This is a genomic window from Pseudomonas sp. YY-1, from assembly GCF_002843095.1.
GTDB classification, from domain to species: domain Bacteria; phylum Pseudomonadota; class Gammaproteobacteria; order Pseudomonadales; family Pseudomonadaceae; genus Aquipseudomonas; species Aquipseudomonas sediminis_A.
Genome location: NZ_PJLX01000008.1, coordinates 184,818 through 203,924, shown reverse-complemented (window position 1 = coordinate 203,924; position 19,107 = coordinate 184,818). Strand labels below are relative to the sequence as shown.

Sequence of the window (19,107 nt, the reverse complement as noted above, 5' to 3'; positions counted from 1 at the left end):
AGCCAGAGGGCTTACAGCCAGCCGCGTTCCTTGTAATAACGCTCGGCGCCCTCGTGCAGCGGGGCAGTCAGACCGACCTTGATCATGTCCTCTTCCTTCAGGTCAGCGAAGGCCGGGTGCAGACGCTTGAAGCGATCGATGTTGTCGAATACCGACTTGACCAGTTGGTAGACCACTTCCGGGTCAGCCTTGGCGCTGGTGGACAGCACGGCCTTGCCGCCGATGGACGGAGTCGGCTGATCGTTGCCCTTGTACAGACCGCCAGGGATGTCGGCCTTGGTGTAGTAGGTCTTCTCGGCCAGCAGCTTGTCGATCTCGGCGCCGGTCACCGGAACCAGGACGGCGTCGGTGGTGGTGGTGGCTTCCTGGATCGCGCCGTTGGGATGACCGACGAAGTAGGTCATGGCGTCGATATTGTTGTCGCCCAGAGCACTGGCCTGTTCAGCCGGCTTCAGCTCGGCAGCCAGGGCAAAGGCGGAACGATCCCAGCCTTTGACGGCCATGATCTCTTCCAGAGTGTCACGCTGGCCGGAACCCGGGTTGCCGACGTTGACGCGCTTGCCCTTGAGGTCGTCGAAGCTGGTGATGTTGGCGCTACGACGGGCGAGGACGGTGAACACTTCGCTCTGCAGCGAGAACACCGCGCGGATGTCGCTCATTGCACCTTCGGCTTCGAACGGCGCAGCGCCGTTAAGGGCCTTGAACTGGTGGTCGGACTGCATGATGCCGAAGTTGAATTCGCCGCTGCGAATGCCATTGACGTTGGCCACGCCGCCGCCACTGGCTGGCGCGTTGCACTTGATACCGTGCTCAGCCGAGCCACGGTTGAGGAAACGGCAGATGGACTGGCCGGCAACGTAATAGACGCCTGTCTGGCCGCCGGTGCCGATGGTGACGAATTTTTCTTCAGCCTGTGCCGTACCACTCAGGGCAGTGCCCGCGAGTGCAGCGGACAGGACCCATGCCAAGGATTTGCCTTTCATGGGAAATCTCCTTTTTTCTGTTGTTTTGAGCGAGCGTGCCTTGTGAGCGACGTCCGGGAGGGAAGTCTAACCGCTCAGGACGAATATGCACGCCTTGTTGGCCAATCGGTCGTAACCGCTTATGTGAGGCGCGGGCTATCGCCCATTCCCGGCATTGGGCAGAATCGGCCAATGCCCAACGCCCTTCACGAATCCGCGCAGGCCTCGGTCAGCGCCAGCCTGACCCAGGCCGTACTGCATGCAGCCAGCCGCCTCGGCCTCGACCGTCAGGCGCTGCTCAGTGCCTGTGGCCTGACTGACGAGCACCTGGCCGACCCCGACGCACGCATCCCGTTCAGCGTCCAGCAGACGCTATGGCATGAGCTGGATTTACACCTGCCGCATCCAGAACCCGGCCTGCTGCTGGGACGTAACCTGACTCCCGGCCCCTTCAGCGTGCTCAGCTATCTGCTGCAGAGCAGTGCCACTCTGGGCGATGCGCTGAACGCCGCACTGCGCTATCAACGTCTCGGTGGCGAGGGCGGCGAGCTGCATATCGAGACGCGCGACGACAGCCTGTTGCTGCTGTACCGCCCGCTGCATCCGCAGCATCCGGCGACCCGCATCCGTGTACTGGCGATGCTGGCCTGCTGGGTGCAGATGACCACGCCGCTGCTCGACGGCTTCCATTTGCTCGGCGCGCAATTTCGTCACGATGCACCGGACGACCTCGGGCCCTATCAAGATGTATTCGCCTGCCCCCTGCAGTTCGCCAGCAGCGATTACGCCATCGCCCTGCCCCGCGCGCTGTGCCAGAGGCCCCTTATGCAGGCCAACCTGCCGCTGCAGCAACTGCTGCGTCAACATGCCGAGACCCTGCTCGCCCGCCTGCCCAGTGCCAGCCTGAGCGCGCGGGTCATCGGCCAGCTCGGCGAACAACTGGCGCATGGCGAGCCCGACCGCGCCGAACTGGCCCGCGCGCTGAATCTGAGCGAACGCACCCTGCAGCGAAGGTTGGCCGAAGAGGGTTGCAGCTACCAGCAACTGCTGGCCGACACACGTCGCCAACTGGCCGAACAACACCTGCGCGACGGCCGCCTGCCAGCGGCGGAAATCGCCCTGCTGCTGGGCTACTCCGAGCCCAGCGTGTTCTTCCGTGCCTTCCGCCAATGGACCGGCCTGACGCCTGGCGAGTACCGCACCCAGCACGCCGCTGGCTGAGTCGCAGGCTCGTTCGCCAACACGGCTATGCGCGAGCCATGTGGCCCCATCATGGCCAGGCAGCCCGGACCGTAAACGGTCGCCACGGTATCAGCGCATCACCTGCGTCGATGATGACTATGCCTGCGCCTGGCGTGCGCAGGCTGAACCAGAGAGGTTAGAGTAGCCGGCCACGCAACGAGGAGACTCCCTATGAGCCGACTGGCCTCCATCAAGCTCTCCACCCTCGACCTGGCGCCGATTCGCGACGATGGCGATGCCGCTCAAGCCCTGCACAATTCGCTGGCGCTGGCCCGCCATGTCGAGAGCCTCGGCTTCGAAAGATTCTGGGTGGCCGAGCACCACAACATGGACGGCATCGCCAGCTCCGCCACCTCCGTGCTGCTCGGCTACCTGGCCGCCGGCACCTCGAAGATCCGCCTTGGTTCTGGCGGGGTGATGCTGCCCAACCATGCGCCGCTGGTGATCGCCGAACAGTTCGGCACCCTGGCCACGCTCTACCCCGGACGAATCGAGTTGGGCTTGGGCCGCGCGCCCGGCGCCGATCAGTACACCGCCCATGCCCTGCGCCGCAGCCGTGATGGCAGCGCCGACGACTTCCCCACTGACGTCGAAGAACTACAGGCCTACCTCGGCCCGCGTCAGGAAGGACAGCGGGTGATCGCCATGCCTGGCGCAGGGACCAACGTGCCGATCTGGTTGCTCGGTTCCAGCCTGTTCAGCGCTCAACTGGCCGGCATGAAAGGCCTGCCCTATGCCTTCGCCTCGCACTTCGCACCGCGCTACATGCATGAGGCAGTGCGCACCTACCGTAACCACTTCCGCCCCTCGGCGGTGCTGGATAAACCTTACGTGATGCTCGGTGTACCGCTGCTGGCAGCCGACAGCGACGAGCAGGCGCAGTACCTGGCCACCTCCGCGTTCCAGCGCATCCTTGCGCTGATCCGTGGCCAGAGCCTGGTGCAGCGCAAGCCGGTGCCAAGCATGGACGGCCTATGGCTGCCGCACGAGCGCCAGGCCGTCGGCGAGTTCTTCGGCCTGGCTACCATCGGTGGGCCGCAGACCGTGCGACAGCGCCTGGAACAGTTGCTGGAGCAGACCGAAGCGGACGAGCTGATCTTCACCTGCGACATGTACGACTTCGCCGACCGCCTGCACGCCTTCGATATCCTCGCCGAGCTGAAGAACGGCTAGCAGGCCGTTGAAAACGTAGGCGAGGCAGCCAGTGCAAGGCAAAAGCAGGCGAAAAAGCGCAGTTTACGAGCTGTAAATGAGCATTTTGAGCCTGCTTTTAACGCCGCAATGGCAACGCAGGTAGTTTTCAATGACCTGCTAAGTGCGAACTTTGTGTGCGTTGCCGCCCTCTGAATCAGAACAGGCCGCCAGACCGGTGGCCCCGTTCATACGATGGGAGACGCACATGAAGAAGACAGCTTCAGCCCACTGGCAAGGTGGTATCAAGGACGGCAAAGGCACCATCTCCACTGAAAGTGGTGCCCTCAAGGAATCGCCTTATGGCTTCAACACCCGCTTCGAGGACAAGCCCGGCACCAATCCCGAAGAGCTGATCGGCGCCGCTCATGCAGGCTGCTTTTCCATGGCACTGTCCAAAGAGCTGGGCGACGCTGGCATGACTGCCGAGAGCATCGACACCAAGGCGCAAGTGACCCTGGAGAAGGTGGAAGGCGGCTTCGAAATCAGTACCGTGCACCTGACGCTGCGCGCGAAAATTCCAGGTGCAGATCGCGCTGCCTTCGAGAAAGCGGTGGAAGCGGCCAAGACCGGCTGCCCAGTCTCCAAGGTACTGAAGGCCACGATCACCCTGGAAGGCATACTCGAAGCCTGACCTCGCAGCGGCGGCGCACCCGATGATCAGCGGCGTGCGCCGTGCGCAACAGCCCCGGCCTAGATGGCAGTCCCACAACGCATTACCTCACCCCGCGCCAGCACATTGCGCTGCTCGTCATACAGCCACGCCTGCGCCTTCATCAGCTGTTGGCGTGCTTCGACGCGGTAGCGCTGGCCGGCCGCAAAGTCGTCGTAGCGCAGGCGAATCTCGCAGGTCATACGCAATGGTTCGCTCTGCATACCTATCGAGCCACCGCTACGCACCTCGAACTGAAAGCGCGTTTCCAGCTCATGCTTGCCGGGCGTCACCTGGAAGTAGCGGCCATCCGGCCAGCGCTTGCCGTCCAGGCGATCGGCCATCAGCAAGGTATCGGCGCTGGAATACAGTTCGACCCAGGCCTGCTGCGGGTCCGGCTTGGGCAGGGGAGAAGCACAGGCCCCGAGCATCATCAGGGCGGGAGCGAGAAACAGGGCGCGCATGGCGACCTCCACGGTAGGGTTCATGCACCAGCCTACATCGGGAGGCAGGCAAAACCGAGGCGAAACGGGCGTATTCGAACCGGTGGGGCTGGAGACAACCCCTGCGATCAGCTAGCGTGACGACATGCCCAACGCCTTCCCTAAAGACCTACTGCGCCGCTACGCGGTTCCCTTGCTCGCCCTGCTGCTGGGCGGCTGCTCGACCCTCGATTACTACGCCCATCTTGGCCAGGGCCAATGGCACTTGCTGCAAGCACGCCAGCCGGTCGAACGGCTGGTAAGCAACCCTGCCACAGACCCCGATCTGGCCAGGCGCCTGACGCTGAGCCAGCAGGCGCGGGACTTTGCCAGCGCGCAGCTGCAACTGCCCGAGAACCGCAGCTATCGCCTGTACGCCGACCTGGAGCGTCCCTTCGTGGTGTGGAATGTCTTCGCCACGCCGGAGTTTTCCCTCGACCCCGAACTGCATTGTTTCCCCATCGCCGGTTGCGTCGCCTACCGCGGCTACTACCAGCAGGGTCGCGCCCGCGGTGCTGCCGCGCTAATGCGCCAAGAGGGCCTGGACACCTACATCGGCGGCGTCGAGGCCTACTCCACCCTCGGCTGGTTCGATGACCCACTGCTCAACACCATGCTGCGCTGGAGTGACGAGCGCTTCATCGCGGTGATCTTCCACGAGTTGGCGCACCAGCAGTACTACCTGCCAGGCGATACGGCCTTCAACGAGTCCTTCGCCACCTTCGTCGAGCGCGAGGGGCTGCGTCAGTGGCATTCGGCCCGCAATGAAACACCGCCGGCCAGCGATGATCGCCAACGCCAGCAGTTCATCGAGCTGGTGCTGAACAGCCGCGAGCGCCTGCAACAGCTCTACGCCAGCGACCTGCCGGAGTCAGACATGCGCATCGCCAAACAGGCCGAGTTCGAGCGCCTGCGCCGCGACTACCGTGCCTTGCGCCAGCGCGAATGGGGCGGCCAGGGTCGCTATGACGCCTGGATCGAGAGCCCGCTGAACAACGCCAAGCTGCTGCCCTTTGGCCTCTACGATCAATGGGTGCCAGCTTTCGCAGCACTATTCGCCCGGGAGGACCGAGACTGGCAAGCGTTTTATGCCGCAGTGGCAGCACTCGGTCGGTTGCCGCAGGCAAATCGTCGGGCCGCGTTGGAAAGCCTGATGCAAGACGACTAGAACTGATTGGCACATTGCCAGTCCAACCTACTCAGGTTTTCGCCCAACACCGGAGGTACAAGCGATGCAACGACTGATTCCCGCCCTGGCCCTGATGCTCCTTGCTGGCGGTGCGCTGGCCGCGCCCAAGCCCTGCGAAGAACTCAAGCAGGAAATCGAAGTGAAGATTCAGGCCAACAACGTGCCCAGCTACACCCTGGAAATAGTGCCCAACGCCGAAGTTCAGGATCAGAGCATGGTCGTCGGCAGCTGCGACGGCGGCACCAAGAAGATCGTCTATCAGCGCAACGGCTGATACACCCCTTTAGGAGCGAGCTTGCTCGCGAAGCTTTCACGTTCATTCGCGAGCAGAGCTCGCTCCTACAGTTTCAGCAGATGAAGGCCTGGCGCATCTCGTCCAGCGTCTCGAAGTGAAAGTCCGGCGCCTCGCCGAGCAACTCCTCACGACTACCGAAGCCGTAACCGACCGCCACCGCCTGCAAGCCATTGCTGCGCGCGCCGATCAGGTCATGCTTGCGGTCGCCGATCATCAGCGCCGAGCCGGGCGCCAATCGCTCCGACTCCAGCAGATGCGCCAGCAGTTCCACCTTGTTGGTGCGGGTGCCGTCCAGCTCACTGCCATAGATGCGCTTGAAGTAGCGGTCGAAGCCGAAGTGCCGGGCGATTTCCTCGGCGAACACCGTGGGCTTGCTGGTCGCGATATACAGCGTACGGCCCTGCGCTATCAGCGCCTCGAGCAGCGTCTCTACGCCATCGAACACACGATTCTCGTACAGCCCGGTCACTCGGAAGCGCTCGCGGTAGTGATTGACCGCCTGCCAGCCGGTGGTCTCATCCAGCGCGTAGGTGGCCATGAAGCACTGCAACAAGGGCGGGCCGATGAAATGCTCCAGCGCGGCCAGGTCCGGCTCGTCGATGCCCAGCTTGGCCAGCGCGTACTGCACCGAACGGGTGATGCCCTCACGCGGGTCGGTCAGGGTGCCGTCGAGGTCGAAGAGAATGGTGGAGTGATGCATGGCGGGCGCCTATTCGCAATCGAAACGGCCGCGAAGGATACCCGCCTTTGCCTGCTGGTTCACGCCTGAGCGGCCTGCCCGCGGTAGCCCCAACGCAGCCCGAGGCGAGTGAATGGCCACAGCAGCGCCAGTTGCAGCAGGCTGAAGAACAGCATCAATACGAGAGCGTCGCCCAGTCCAAGCCAAAGCAGCGCCAGCAGCACAATGCCGCAAAGCAGCGCACTGCCTATCCACATTGACAGGGTGATCGCCACCGCCGCGGCCAGCCGTCCGCCATTAAATCCTCGCACCTGCGCCGGCAGTGCCGCACGTGCGGTGAAGAACGCGACCAGCAGATACAGCCCGGCATTCACCAGATTGACCAGTGCCTCCCAGCCCTGCAGCTCGTACCCGTAGGCCATGCCGCTCAGCAGCTGGGTGGTCATTCCGGCCAGTTGCAAAGAAGCCACCACGACGGCCAGCGCGAAGCACCAGGCCAGTGTCGCCCCCGGCACCTGCAAATCGTCAGCGACGACTTCGGCCTGGTGTCGAAACAGGTGCAGCAGCAGCCAGAGCGGTAGCAGCACCTCGAGGCAAAAGGTCAACAAACCGACGCCCCACCAGCCCAAGCCCATCAGCAGGCGCCCACTGCCGTAGGTATCCGTCTGCTCATACAACCACATGTACAAATGCCCCGAGGCGTACCCCAGCCCCCAGCTCAGCAACAGATACAGCACCCCATAGCTCACCAACAGCACTGCCGGCTGCCGGTAACTCGCCACGCAGTGGCGCTCCATATAGACATTGGCCAGCCAGTAGACACCCAGCCCGGCCATCAGCAAATGGGTTAGCCAGTAGCTGGCGACGTAACGCAGCCAGAACATGGCATCGGTGGCGACATCGTTCATCAGCCACCCGATCAGCGTGACGGCAATGCTGACCACGCTTATCAGCAGCGCCACACCCACCAGATGCAGCGGCAACACCGGCAGTTGCCTTGCGCCCAATGTCGGCGCGAGCGGTTCGGGAGCGAAGGGATTGGGTTCGGTCATGGGGCGATCCTTGTCGTCGAAACAGTCCGTTGGAGGTAGTCGGAGAATAACTACCTTGTTGACGCAGGAAAGTGCAAAAGCCCGTTTGCGTGCTGCAGTCGATGCAGTCGATGCAGACACCTGGCTACTCATCCGCCTTACTAGCGCGTGCTTATCAGTCCAGCAAACTACGAAACATCACATGGCAATCCACCAATCCATGCCGGGCGTGGCGGTAGGCCCTGGGCAAGGTCCCGACAATCGCGAAGCCGTGTTTCTGCCACAGCGCCACCGCGACCTCGTTGGTGGCCACCACGCTGTTGAACTGCATGGCGCTGAAACCCAGCTCACGTGCCACGTCCAGCGAATGAGCGCAGAGCCGGCTGGCGATGCCGCGGCCACGGGCGGCCGGGGCGGTCATGTAGCCGCAGTTGCATACGTGGTCACCCGGCCCAGCGGCATTAGCCTTGATGTAGTAGGTACCGAGAACCTGCCCGCCCTGCTCGGCAACGAAGGTCGCGCGGGGCAGTTCGACCCAAGTTTTCCAGGCTGTTTCGCGATCCATGTTCGGGTCGAAGGCGTAGGTTTCCTGCGCCTGCACCACGTCACGGATGATCGGCCAGACCTGGTCGAAATCGGCTGCCTCGATGGGCCGGATGATCAGTTCATCGCTCACTGGTCGTAGCCTTCAGCCAGGTGCAGATCCTTGAGTTTCACGTAGTTGCCGGCCGTGTAGCTGAAGAAGTTGCGTTCCTTGTCAGTCAGCGGGCGGGCCTGTTTCACCGGGCTGCCGACGTAGAGATAGCCGCTTTCCAGGCGTTTGCCCGGCGGCACCAGTGAGCCTGCGCCGATGATCACTTCGTCCTCGACAACCGCGCCATCCATGACGATGCTGCCCATGCCGACCAGAATCCGGTTGCCGAGGGTGCACCCATGCAGGGTGACCTTGTGCCCGACGGTCACTTCATCACCGATGATCAGCGGGTAACCATCGGGGTTGAACGGCCCGGCGTGGGTGATGTGCAGCACGCTGCCGTCCTGCACGCTGGTGCGCGCACCGATGCGGATGCAGTGCATGTCGCCACGGATCACGGTCATCGGCCAGACCGAGCTGTCCTCACCCAGTTCGACGTCACCGATGACCACGGCGCTGGCATCGACGAAAGCCCGTTCGCCAAGCTGTGGAGTGGCTTGTTGGTAAGTACGAATCGCCACGATAGAAATCTCCTGGGCTGCGGGAAAGCTTGATTCTAATTAAGATCACCCCCATGTCGGTTGTAATCGCGCCAGAAAAATTGCCGCTCTGCGCCGCAACCCCACATTCATTCGCCACAGGTGCCTCGTCGTGACCGCGAACAATCCCCTGCTGCAAGACTTCGACCTGCCGCCCTACTCGCAAATCAAACCGGAACACGTCGAGCCCGCCGTCGACCAGATTCTGGCGGACAGCCGCACCGCCATCGCCAAACTGCTCGAGGCGCAGCAGGCCAATCCGAGCTGGGACGGCCTGGTGCTGGCGCTGGACGAACTCGGCGCGCGCCTGGGCCGTGCCTGGAGCCCGGTGAGCCACCTCAACGCCGTATGCAACAGCGCCGAGCTGCGTGCGGCCTACGAGGCCTGCCTGCCCAAACTGTCGGAATACTGGACCGAAATGGGCCAGAACAAGCCGCTGTTCGAGGCCTATGACGCGCTGGCCAAGAGCCCGGCTGCCGCCAGCTTCGACGTGGCGCAGCAGACCATTCTCGAACACGCCCTGCGTGACTTCCGCCTGTCCGGCATCGACCTGCCGGCCGAGCAGCAGAAGCGCTACGGCGAAATCCAGATGCGCCTGTCCGAGCTGACCAGCAAATTCTCCAACCAGTTGCTCGACGCTACCCAGGCCTGGACCAAGCACATCACCGACGAGGCGCGCCTGAACGGCCTGACCGACTCGGCCAAGGCGCAGATGAAGCAGGCCGCCGAGGCCAAGAACCTGGACGGCTGGCTGATCACCCTGGAATTCCCCAGCTACTACGCGGTGATGACCTACGCCGACGACCGCGCGCTGCGCGAAGAGGTGTATGCCGCCTACTGCACCCGCGCCTCCGACCAGGGCCCGAATGCCGGGCAGAACGATAACGGCCCGCTGATGGCCGAGATTCTCGACCTGCGTCAGGAACTGGCGCGCCTGCTCGGCTTCGCCAACTACAGCGAACTGAGCCTGGCCAGCAAGATGGCCGAGAACACCGATCAGGTGCTGAGCTTCCTGCGCGATCTGGCGGTACGCAGCAAGCCCTTCGCCGAGCAGGATCTGAGTGAGCTGAAAGCCTTCGCCACCGAGCAGGGCCTGGATGACCTGCAAAGCTGGGACGTCGGCTACTACAGCGAGCGCCTGCGCCAGCAGCGCTACAGCATCTCCCAGGAAGAAGTGCGCGCCTGGTTCCCGGTGGACAAGGTGCTCACCGGCCTGTTCGCCATCGTGCAGAAGCTCTACGGCATCGAGATTCGCGAGCTGAAAGGCTTCGACACCTGGCACCCGGACGTGCGCCTGTTTGAGATTCAGGAAAACGGCCAGCACGTCGGTCGTTTCTTCTTCGATCTCTACGCCCGTGCCAACAAGCGAGGCGGCGCCTGGATGGACGGCGCACGCGACAAACGCCGCACTGCCGACGGCCAACTGATCGCCCCGGTAGCCAACCTGGTGTGCAACTTCACCCCGCCGGTCGGCGGCAAACCGGCGCTGCTGACCCACGACGAGGTCACCACGCTGTTCCACGAGTTCGGTCATGGCCTGCATCACCTGCTGACCCGCGTCGAGCATGCCGGCGCCTCGGGCATCAACGGCGTGGCCTGGGACGCGGTCGAGCTGCCCAGTCAGTTCATGGAGAACTGGTGCTGGGAACCGGAAGGCCTGGCGCTGATCTCCGGCCACTATGAAACCGGCGAGGCGCTGCCACAGGCCATGCTGGACAAGATGCTGGCGGCGAAGAACTTCCAGTCCGGGCTGATGATGGTGCGCCAGCTGGAGTTCTCCCTGTTCGACTTCGAGCTGCACGCCACCCACGGCGACGGCCGCAGCGCGCTGGACGTGATCGAGGCGATCCGCAGCGAAGTCTCGGTGCTGCGCCCGCCAGCCTACAACCGCTTCGCCAACGGCTTCGCACACATCTTCGCCGGTGGCTATGCGGCCGGTTACTACAGCTACAAATGGGCCGAAGTGCTCAGCGCCGATGCCTTCTCGAAATTCGAGGAAGAAGGCGTGTTCAACGCCGATACCGGCCGCGCCTTCCGCGAAGCGATCCTCGCCCGTGGCGGCTCGCAGGCGCCGATGGTGTTGTTCGTCGACTTCCGCGGTCGTGAACCGAGCATCGACGCCCTGCTGCGTCACCTCGGCCTGAGCCAGGAGGCCGCATGAGCGACGCCCCGCTGAACAGCACGCCAAAACGCTTCATCGCCGGCGCCGTGTGTCCGGCGTGCAGCGAGACCGACAGCATCAAGATGTGGAACGTCGACGGCGTGCCGCACCGTGAATGCGTCAAGTGCGGCTATGCCGACACCCTCGACGCACGCGGCAACTCGGTGCCCAAGGAGATTCCCACGCGGGTCAACGTCAGCGGCCTGAAGCCCAAGGCTCCCGACCCCAACGTGCAGGCGGTGCAGTTCTTTCCCAACCCGAAGCTGAAGAAGCCGAAGGAATAGCGCGTAGCCCGGATGCAATCCGGGCTACACAACGGCCGCTTGTTAGTTCTGTAGGGTGGGTTAGCGGAGCAGAACGTCGATTTCGCAAGCACCAATAGAGGTCGCGTGCTCGGATGGCCGCCCCACGTAATCCACCAAGCGATGGATCGTGTTGCGCCGATGATGCAGGCGAGTTGCACCCGCATGACTTTACTCGCGGAAAAACTCCCCGGGCGTCGCACCGAACTGGCGTCGAAAAGCAGCGATAAACGCCGATAGCGAGTCATAGCCGCAGGCCAGCGCCACATCGGTGACACGCTCGCCCTGCTCCAGCGGGGTGAGCGCATCGAGCAGGCGTTGGCGCTGGCGCCATACGCGAAAGCTCAGGCCCGTTTCACGCAGGAACAACCGGCTCAGGGTCTTTTCCGACACCCCCAGGCGCTCGCCCCATTCGGCCAGCCCCAGCTGACGCAGCGTCGCATCCTCCAGCCCCTGACACACCTCACGCAGCCGCGCGTCTTGCGGCAGCGGCAGCATCAGCGCCACGTCCGGTGCAGCGCGCAATTCGTCCAGCAACACCGCAGCCAGCCTGCCAGGTGCACCCTGCTCGTCATACTCGGCCGGTAACGCACTGAAGCCGCGAATCAGCTCGCGCAGTAGTGGGCTGACCGCCAGCACTCGACATTCGGCCGGCCCCCAGGACACCGCGCTGCCGTCGATGTACAGACTGCGCATCTCGGTACGCGGCGAGCTGAACACCTGGTGCTCGACACCTGCCGGTACCCACACCGCGCGCTGTGGCGGAGCGACGAAGCGCGCGCCAAGAGTCTGCACCTCGAGTACCCCGGCGATAGCGTAGGACAGTTGCACCCAGGGGTGCGTATGGCGAAAGGTCAGGGCGCGGTTGGTCAGCGATTCGGTGCGGCCATAGAGCGGCCGAGGCAGGCTCGGCAGCTCGGGCAGGCTGCGATGCAGGGTAGCGAGCTGTCTGTTTGTCGACACTTGCTGGCTCTTTAGCGTTAGCCGGAAATTTTCGATGACGATAGTCTGGCGCCCTCCTGTATCGCAAGTCCGAGATTCGCCATGTTCCTGCGCCGCCTGCTGCCCGATAATTTCACCCTGACCCTGCTCGCTGTGGTGCTCGCCGCCACGTTGCTGCCTGCCAGCGGCCAGATCGCCACGATCTTCGAGTGGATCACCAACCTGGCCATCGCCCTGCTGTTCTTCATGCACGGCGCCAAGCTTTCGCGCCAGGCGATTCTTGCTGGCGCCGGGCACTGGCGTCTGCACCTGCTGGTGTTCGCCTGCACCTTCATCCTCTTCCCGCTGCTCGGCCTGGCGCTCAGGCCAGCACTGGAGCCGCTGCTGGGCAAAGAGCTGTACCTGGGCATGCTCTACCTGTGCGCCCTACCGGCCACCGTGCAATCGGCCATCGCCTTCACTTCTCTGGCGCGCGGCAACATTCCGGCGGCGATCTGCAGCGCTGCCGCCTCCAGCCTGCTGGGTATCTTCCTCACTCCGCTGCTGGTGGCCTTCCTGATGGGCGTGCACGGCGACAACGGCTCAACCCTCGACGCCATCGGCAAGATCAGCCTGCAGTTGCTGCTGCCGTTCGTGCTCGGCCAGATCGCTCAGCGCTGGATCGGCGGCTGGGTCAACCAGAACAAGAGCTGGCTGAAATACGTCGACCAGAGCTCGATCCTGCTGGTGGTCTACACCGCCTTCAGCGCCGCGGTGATTGGCGGCCTGTGGCAACAAGTACCGCTGGCCACTCTGCTGCTGGTGATTGCCGCCTGCTGCGTGTTGCTGGCGCTGGCCCTGGTGCTGACCCACCTGCTGGGCAAATGGCTGGGCTTCAGCCTGGAAGACCGCATCACCATCCTCTTCTGTGGCTCGAAAAAGAGCCTGGCCACCGGTGTGCCGATGGCACAGGTGCTGTTCGCCGGCAGCGCCATCGGCGTGCTGATCCTGCCGCTGATGCTGTTCCACCAGATCCAGCTGATGGTCTGCGCGGTGCTGGCGCAGCGTTACGCCAAACGTGAGGAGGCACCGCAGACCGCGGCCGTCTGATCGACGCCGCGATAGAAGGACTTGCTCGGGCTCGAAATAACTGTATTTTTATACAGTATATTTTGGAGTCCGAGCATGTCCGTCAGCCTGCCGCCACGTGGCCGTGGCACCGCCAGCAACCCGCACAACCGCTATGCGCCAACCTGCTCGCAGCAGGAAGACGACGGCTGGTATCAGGACGAAACACCACCAAGCCGCGCCACCGAAGTGCGCAAGGAGCAGGCGAAGACAGCGATCACTCGCAACAACTCGCCGGACGTCGGCTTCGACCGCTCGGTGAACCCCTACCGCGGCTGTGAACATGGCTGCATCTACTGCTTCGCCAGGCCAACTCACGCCTACTGGGACATGTCGCCCGGCATCGACTTCGAAACCCGCCTGATCGCCAAGACCAATCTTGCCGAGCGCCTCGAAGAGCAGTTGCAGAAACCCGGCTACGTGCCCCAGCCGATTGCCCTTGGCATGAATACCGACGCCTACCAGCCCATCGAGCGTGAACAGCGCCTGACCCGCCAGACCCTGGAAATCCTGCTGCGCTACAAGCACCCGCTGCACCTGATCACCAAGGGCTCGCTGATCCTGCGCGACCTCGACCTGCTCAGCGAGCTGGCCCACCACAACCTGGTCAGCGTGGCCTTCAGCCTGACAACCCTGGATGACGAGCTGAAACGCATCATGGAGCCGCGTACCGCCGCTCCAGCAGCTCGCCTGCGTGCCATGCGCACGCTGCACGAGGCAGGTGTTCCGGTAAGCGTGATGTGCGCGCCGATGATTCCACAGATCAACGACATGGAACTGGAAGCGCTACTCGAAGCCGCCCGTGATGCCGGTGCTCGCTCGGCCGGCTACGTGCTGCTGCGCCTGCCGCTGGAGATCGCCGGGTTGTTCGAGGAGTGGCTGCAAGTGCACTTTCCGGAGCGTGCCGCACACGTGATGAGCCTGATTCGCCAGAGCCGCGGCGGCAAGAATTACGACAGCCGCTTCGGCAGCCGCATGCGTGGCGAGGGCCAGTTCGCCAATCTGCTGGAACAGCGTTTTCGTCTGGCGCGACGCAAGCTCGGCCTGGATCGGCGCGGCAGCGTGATGCTGGACTGTTCGCAGTTCTGCCCGCCGGGTGCGCAATTGAGCCTGCTCTGACTTGGCAGCCCGTCTCGATATGTTAAAACGTGGTGATCGAGGTACTGGCCAACGACAACCATGAACCGCACATCCCGCGTAGCCGACCCGTCCTACGAACTGATGGACGACCACGAAGGCCATTCGCTGATCTACCGTCAGCACGGCTTTCCCTCGCCCCTGGTGCGCTGGCACTTTCACAAGGAATACGAGCTGCACCTGATCGTCGCCAGCTCCGGCAAGGTATTCATCGGCGACTACATCGGCAACTTCTCCCCCTACACCCTGTTCCTCACCGGCCCTGGTCTGCCACACAACTGGATCAGCCAGGTCGAGGAAGGCGAGGTGGTGGAAACACGCGACATGCTGGTCAACTTCACCGATGAAGTACTGGAAAGCGGTACCGCCGTGTTCGCCGAGCTCAATGTCTTGCAACCCTTGCTGGCCCGCGCGCAGTTCGGCATCGAGTTCCGTGACCCACAGATGATTCGCGAAGCCAGCGTGCTGATGGGCAAGATCGCCAGTGGCCGTGGCATCACTCGCCTCGGCCATTTCTTCATCCTCATGGAGCTGCTCGCCGGCAGCGAGGATTACCAGTTGCTCTCGGCCGTGACCTCGTCGGAGCTGGGCGACGAGCAGCATGTCGAACGCATCAACCGGGCGGTGGACTACATCTTCCAGCACTACGCGCAGGGCATCAGCCAGGAAGAAGTCGCCGAACACCTGGGCATGACCACCACCTACTTCTCGCGTTTCTTCAAGCAGGCCACCGGCCGCGGCTTCGTCGAGTTCGTCAATCGCCTGCGGGTGAGCAAATCCTGCGAGCTGCTGAGCAAGAGCGACAAGCCGGTGACCGACGTGTGCTTCGAGTCCGGCTTCAGCAACATTTCCAACTTCAACCGCCGTTTCCAGCAGCTCAAGGGCATGACCCCATCGGGCTATCGCAAGCTCGCGGTGCAGCGCCTGACCGAGCAAAACCTGTACTGAATCAGCAGCAGCACTCTGCGCCAATATCGTCCAAAACCCTCATGCCAGGCAGTTTCTCCGACGGCCTGATTGGTTTGCGCTTCCTCTTCGAGTGCAAAAAAGTATCGATAGCTGTGCGTTCAAGGATTTGTCCGCACGCGCTTGCGGGGGTGTAATCCGGCCCGAGCGAAACAAAAACAATAACGTTCTTCCGTAGCCGTGCTGGCGCGGGAGAGGAGTTCACAAACATGAACAACTCGATCAAAGCACTCGTTGCAGCCTCCTGCCTGTCCCTCACCGTGGTCGCCCAGGGTGCCGAAACCCTGACCATCGCCACGGTCAACAACAGCGACATGATCCGCATGCAGCGGCTCGCCAAGACCTTCGAAGAACAGAACCCCGACGTCCGCCTGAAATGGGTGGTGCTCGAGGAAAACGTGCTGCGCCAGCGCCTGACCACCGATATCGCCACTCAGGGCGGCCAGTTCGACGTGCTCACCATCGGCATGTACGAAGCCGCGTTGTGGGGCGAGAAAGGCTGGCTGGAGCCGATGACCGAGCTGCCGGCCGACTACGACCTCGACGACGTCTTCCCCTCGGTGCGCGAAGGCCTGTCCGTCAAGGGCGAGCTGTACGCCCTGCCGTTCTATGCCGAAGCCTCGATCACCTATTACCGCAAGGATCTGTTCGAACAGGCCGGCCTGGAAATGCCCGAGCAACCGACCTGGGAGCAGATGGCCGAATTCGCCGGCAAGCTGCACCAGCCGGACAAGGGCGTCTACGGCCTGTGCCTGCGCGGCAAGGCCGGCTGGGGCGAGAACATGGCACTGATCACCACCCTGGCCAACGCCTACGGTGCGCGCTGGTTCGACGAGCAGTGGCAACCGGAATTCACCGGCAGCGAGTGGAAGAACGCGCTGAACTTCTACGTCGACAACATGAAGAAGTACGGCCCGCCCGGCGCGTCCAGCAATGGCTTCAACGAGAACCTGGCGCTGTTCAACAGCGGCAAGTGCGCACAGTGGGTCGATGCCAGCGTCGCCGGCTCCTTCGTCACCGACACCTCGCAGAGCAAGGTGGCCGACTCGGTCGGTTTCACCTTCGCGCCGACCCAGGTCACCGACAAAGGCGCCTCCTGGCTTTATTCCTGGGCGCTGGCGATTCCTACCAGTTCCAAGTCCAAGGACGCCGCCAAGACTTTCAGCGCCTGGGCCACCTCCAAGGCCTATGCCGAGCTGGTCGCCGAGAAGGATGGCGTGGCCAACGTACCGCCAGGCACCCGCGCCTCGACCTACAGCGATGCCTACATGCAGGCTGCGCCGTTCGCCAAGGTCACTCTGGATTCGCTGAAGAAGGCCGACCCGGCCAACCCCAGCGCCAAGCCGGTGCCTTACGTAGGCATCCAGCTGGTGACCATTCCCGAGTTCCAGGCCATCGGCACCAGCGTCGGCAAGCTGTTCGCCGCCGCACTGACCGGGCAGATGCAGCCTGAGCAGGCGCTGCAGGCCGCCCAGCAGAGCACGGCCCGAGAAATGAAACGCGCCGGGTATCCGAAGTAGCCATCTTGCGGTCCCGTAGGGTGGGTTAGCGGCGCCATCCAACAGCCGTCAAGGCGCCGCAAATGAAGCGCGGCGCGTAACCCACCAGGCGATAGTCGGCGTTGCGTCGATGGTGGGTTGCGGCGCCATGTTGACCGCGCAGCGACAGGGATGCTCGACAGGGCGCCTAACCCACCCTACGTAATGCGCCATCCGCCATACCTCACCCATTCCGCCTTCGGAGGCATGATGAATTCTCCGGCCATCGATACCCCCGCCGCGCAGGCCAGCACGCCGGTGGCGCAAAAGCCTCGGCGCCTGGCGCCCGGCTGGTTTCTGGTCAGCCCTTCGGTCGCTTTGCTGCTGATCTGGATGATCGTGCCGCTGGGCATGACCGTCTATTTCTCGCTGATCCGCTACAACCTGCTCTACCCCGGCGAGAACGATTTCGTCGGCCTGGAGAACTTCGAATACTTCGTCACCGACGCCGCCTTCCTGTCCGGCGCCGGCAATACCCTGCTGCTGGTCGGCAGCGTGCTGTTGATCAGCGTGGTGCTCGGCGTGCTGATCTCCGCGCTGCTGGAGGCCAGCGAGTTCTTCGGCCGCGGTATCGTGCGGGTGCTGCTGATTTCGCCGTTCTTCATCATGCCCACGGTCAGCGCGCTGCTGTGGAAGAACCTGATCTTCCATCCGGTATCGGGGATTCTCGCCGCCATCTGGCAGTTCTTCGGCGCCCAGCCGGTGGACTGGCTGGCCCACCATCCGCTGTTCTCGATCATCATGATCGTGTCCTGGCAGTGGCTGCCGTTCGCCATCCTGATCCTGATGACCGCCATGCAGTCACTGGATCAGGAGCAGAAAGAAGCCGCGCGCCTGGACGGCGCTGGCCCCATCGCCATCTTCTGGCACCTGACCCTGCCGCACCTGGCGCGGCCGATTGCCGTGGTGGTGATGATCGAGACCATCTTCCTGCTCTCGGTATTCGCCGAGATCTACACCACCACCAGCGGCGGCCCAGGTTACGAGTCGACCAACCTCGCCTACCTGATCTACACCCAGGCGCTGCTGCAGTTCGACGTCGGCATGGCTTCGGCCGGCGGGCTGATCGCGGTGGTGATCGCCAACATCGCTGCCATCGTGCTGATCCGCATGATCGGCAAGAACCTGACCGACAAGCAGTGAGGGCCCTGAGATGCTGACGCTGAAACAATCCCGTCGCCTGCAGAGCCTGATCATCGGCGCCCTGGCCTGGGCAATCGCCGCGGTGATCTTCTTCCCGATCTTCTGGATGGTGCTGACCAGCCTGAAGACCGAGATCGACGCCTTCGCCACGCCACCGCAGTTCATCTTCACCCCGACGCTGGAGAACTACCTGCACATCAACGAGCGCAGCGACTACTTCGCCTTCGCCTGGAACTCGGTGCTGATCTCCGTCTCGGCGACGCTGCTGTGCATGTGCCTGGCCGTACCGGCGGCCTATTCCATGGCCTTCTTCGAAACCCGCCACACCAAGCGCACGCTGCTGTGGATGCTGTCGACCAAGATGCTGCCGCCGGTGGGCGTGCTGGTGCCGATCTACCTGCTGGCCAAGCAGTTCGGTCTGCTCGATTCACGCCTGGCACTGATCATCATCTACACCCTGATCAACCTGCCGATCGTGGTGTGGATGGTTTACACCTACTTCAAGGACATCCCCGTGGACATCCTCGAAGCGGCGCGTCTGGATGGCGCCACCACCTGGCAGGAGATCGTCCGCGTACTGCTGCCGATCGCTCGCGGCGGCCTGGCATCGACCATGTTGCTGTCGCTGATCCTGTGCTGGAACGAGGCGTTCTGGTCGCTCAACCTGACCAGTTCCGCCGCCGCCCCGCTGACCGCCCTGGTGGCCTCCTACTCCAGCCCCGAGGGCCTGTTCTGGGCCAAGCTTTCCGCCGTTTCGACCCTGGCCTGTGCGCCCATCCTGATCTTCGGCTGGATCAGCCAAAAACAACTTGTACGCGGCCTGTCCTTCGGCGCGGTGAAATAACGGGAGACTTT

Annotated in this window: 20 protein-coding genes; 13 read left to right on the top strand and 7 right to left on the bottom strand. The window is 63.3% G+C overall.

Annotation, left to right across the window (positions count from 1 at the left end):
- Positions 1-11 precede the first annotated feature (11 nt).
- Positions 12-983, bottom strand: coding sequence for a TAXI family TRAP transporter solute-binding subunit (locus CXP40_RS13700; protein WP_099526764.1), 972 nt, complete (start codon positions 981-983; stop codon positions 12-14).
- Positions 984-1,154: 171 nt separating this feature from the next.
- Between CXP40_RS13700 and CXP40_RS13695 the strand changes: the two genes are divergently transcribed.
- The 3 genes from CXP40_RS13695 (at position 1,155) to CXP40_RS13685 (ending at position 4,029) form a co-directional block, all read left to right on the top strand.
- Entirely contained in the window at positions 1,155-2,183 is a 1,029-nt protein-coding gene (locus CXP40_RS13695) for an AraC family transcriptional regulator (protein ID WP_106734186.1), read from the top strand.
- A 192-nt stretch (positions 2,184-2,375) separates the two neighbouring features.
- A complete protein-coding gene (locus CXP40_RS13690; protein WP_106734185.1) occupies positions 2,376-3,377 on the top strand; it encodes an LLM class flavin-dependent oxidoreductase in 1,002 nt (333 codons plus the stop codon).
- Positions 3,378-3,603: 226 nt separating this feature from the next.
- Positions 3,604-4,029 carry an OsmC family protein gene (locus tag CXP40_RS13685; RefSeq protein ID WP_099526767.1) on the top strand — a complete coding sequence of 142 codons (426 nt, stop codon included), beginning with the start codon at positions 3,604-3,606 and terminating at the stop codon, positions 4,027-4,029.
- A gap of 59 nt (positions 4,030-4,088) precedes the next feature.
- On the opposite strand, the gene CXP40_RS13680 is transcribed toward CXP40_RS13685, so the two are convergent.
- Positions 4,089-4,511: a hypothetical protein gene (locus CXP40_RS13680; RefSeq protein WP_106734184.1), complete on the bottom strand. Its 423-nt coding sequence runs from the start codon at positions 4,509-4,511 to the stop codon at positions 4,089-4,091.
- Between the two features lie 124 nt (positions 4,512-4,635).
- Here CXP40_RS13680 and CXP40_RS13675 point away from each other — a divergent pair, with 124 nt between their 5' ends.
- Together CXP40_RS13675 and CXP40_RS13670 are read left to right on the top strand one after the other, a co-directional pair.
- Positions 4,636-5,697, top strand: coding sequence for an aminopeptidase (locus CXP40_RS13675; protein WP_106734183.1), 1,062 nt, complete (start codon positions 4,636-4,638; stop codon positions 5,695-5,697).
- A gap of 64 nt (positions 5,698-5,761) precedes the next feature.
- Complete coding sequence (locus tag CXP40_RS13670; RefSeq protein ID WP_106734182.1) at positions 5,762-5,992, top strand: DUF1161 domain-containing protein; 231 nt, start codon at positions 5,762-5,764, stop codon at positions 5,990-5,992.
- A gap of 73 nt (positions 5,993-6,065) precedes the next feature.
- Here CXP40_RS13670 and CXP40_RS13665 read toward each other — a convergent pair whose 3' ends face one another.
- The 4 genes from CXP40_RS13665 to CXP40_RS13650 all read right to left on the bottom strand — a co-directional run bounded on the left by CXP40_RS13665 (position 6,066) and on the right by CXP40_RS13650 (position 8,938).
- Positions 6,066-6,713 carry an HAD family hydrolase gene (locus tag CXP40_RS13665; protein WP_106734181.1) on the bottom strand — a complete coding sequence of 216 codons (648 nt, stop codon included), beginning with the start codon at positions 6,711-6,713 and terminating at the stop codon, positions 6,066-6,068.
- Between the two features lie 59 nt (positions 6,714-6,772).
- Positions 6,773-7,744 carry a hypothetical protein gene (locus tag CXP40_RS13660; RefSeq protein WP_106734180.1) on the bottom strand — a complete coding sequence of 324 codons (972 nt, stop codon included), beginning with the start codon at positions 7,742-7,744 and terminating at the stop codon, positions 6,773-6,775.
- A gap of 154 nt (positions 7,745-7,898) precedes the next feature.
- Positions 7,899-8,399: a GNAT family N-acetyltransferase gene (locus CXP40_RS13655; RefSeq protein WP_177429665.1), complete on the bottom strand. Its 501-nt coding sequence runs from the start codon at positions 8,397-8,399 to the stop codon at positions 7,899-7,901.
- On the bottom strand, positions 8,396-8,938 hold the full coding sequence (locus tag CXP40_RS13650) for a gamma carbonic anhydrase family protein (RefSeq protein ID WP_106734179.1): 543 nt from the start codon (positions 8,936-8,938) through the stop codon (positions 8,396-8,398). The genes CXP40_RS13655 and CXP40_RS13650 overlap by 4 nt, the downstream gene beginning before the upstream one ends.
- 130 nt (positions 8,939-9,068) lie before the next feature.
- Here CXP40_RS13650 and prlC point away from each other — a divergent pair, with 130 nt between their 5' ends.
- Both prlC and CXP40_RS13640 read left to right on the top strand, forming a co-directional pair.
- Positions 9,069-11,117: an oligopeptidase A gene (gene prlC, locus CXP40_RS13645; protein WP_106734178.1), complete on the top strand. Its 2,049-nt coding sequence runs from the start codon at positions 9,069-9,071 to the stop codon at positions 11,115-11,117.
- A complete protein-coding gene (locus CXP40_RS13640; RefSeq protein ID WP_106734177.1) occupies positions 11,114-11,401 on the top strand; it encodes a YheV family putative zinc ribbon protein in 288 nt (95 codons plus the stop codon). Before prlC ends, CXP40_RS13640 begins: the two co-directional genes overlap by 4 nt.
- A gap of 189 nt (positions 11,402-11,590) precedes the next feature.
- Here CXP40_RS13640 and CXP40_RS13635 read toward each other — a convergent pair whose 3' ends face one another.
- Positions 11,591-12,382: a helix-turn-helix domain-containing protein gene (locus tag CXP40_RS13635; RefSeq protein ID WP_106734176.1), complete on the bottom strand. Its 792-nt coding sequence runs from the start codon at positions 12,380-12,382 to the stop codon at positions 11,591-11,593.
- Between the two features lie 81 nt (positions 12,383-12,463).
- On the opposite strand from CXP40_RS13635, the gene CXP40_RS13630 reads away from it, so the two are divergent.
- The 6 genes from CXP40_RS13630 (at position 12,464) to CXP40_RS13605 (ending at position 19,096) form a co-directional block, all read left to right on the top strand.
- Entirely contained in the window at positions 12,464-13,450 is a 987-nt protein-coding gene (locus tag CXP40_RS13630; protein WP_106734175.1) for a bile acid:sodium symporter family protein, read from the top strand.
- Positions 13,451-13,525: 75 nt separating this feature from the next.
- Positions 13,526-14,587: a PA0069 family radical SAM protein gene (locus CXP40_RS13625; RefSeq protein WP_106734174.1), complete on the top strand. Its 1,062-nt coding sequence runs from the start codon at positions 13,526-13,528 to the stop codon at positions 14,585-14,587.
- A 60-nt stretch (positions 14,588-14,647) separates the two neighbouring features.
- Positions 14,648-15,553: an AraC family transcriptional regulator gene (locus tag CXP40_RS13620; RefSeq protein WP_106734173.1), complete on the top strand. Its 906-nt coding sequence runs from the start codon at positions 14,648-14,650 to the stop codon at positions 15,551-15,553.
- Positions 15,554-15,780: 227 nt separating this feature from the next.
- A complete protein-coding gene (locus tag CXP40_RS13615; protein ID WP_106734172.1) occupies positions 15,781-17,091 on the top strand; it encodes a sugar ABC transporter substrate-binding protein in 1,311 nt (436 codons plus the stop codon).
- Between the two features lie 228 nt (positions 17,092-17,319).
- On the top strand, positions 17,320-18,252 hold the full coding sequence (locus CXP40_RS13610; RefSeq protein ID WP_106734171.1) for a carbohydrate ABC transporter permease: 933 nt from the start codon (positions 17,320-17,322) through the stop codon (positions 18,250-18,252).
- A 10-nt stretch (positions 18,253-18,262) separates the two neighbouring features.
- Positions 18,263-19,096, top strand: coding sequence for a carbohydrate ABC transporter permease (locus CXP40_RS13605; protein WP_106734170.1), 834 nt, complete (start codon positions 18,263-18,265; stop codon positions 19,094-19,096).
- The last annotated feature ends 11 nt before the right edge of the window (positions 19,097-19,107 follow it).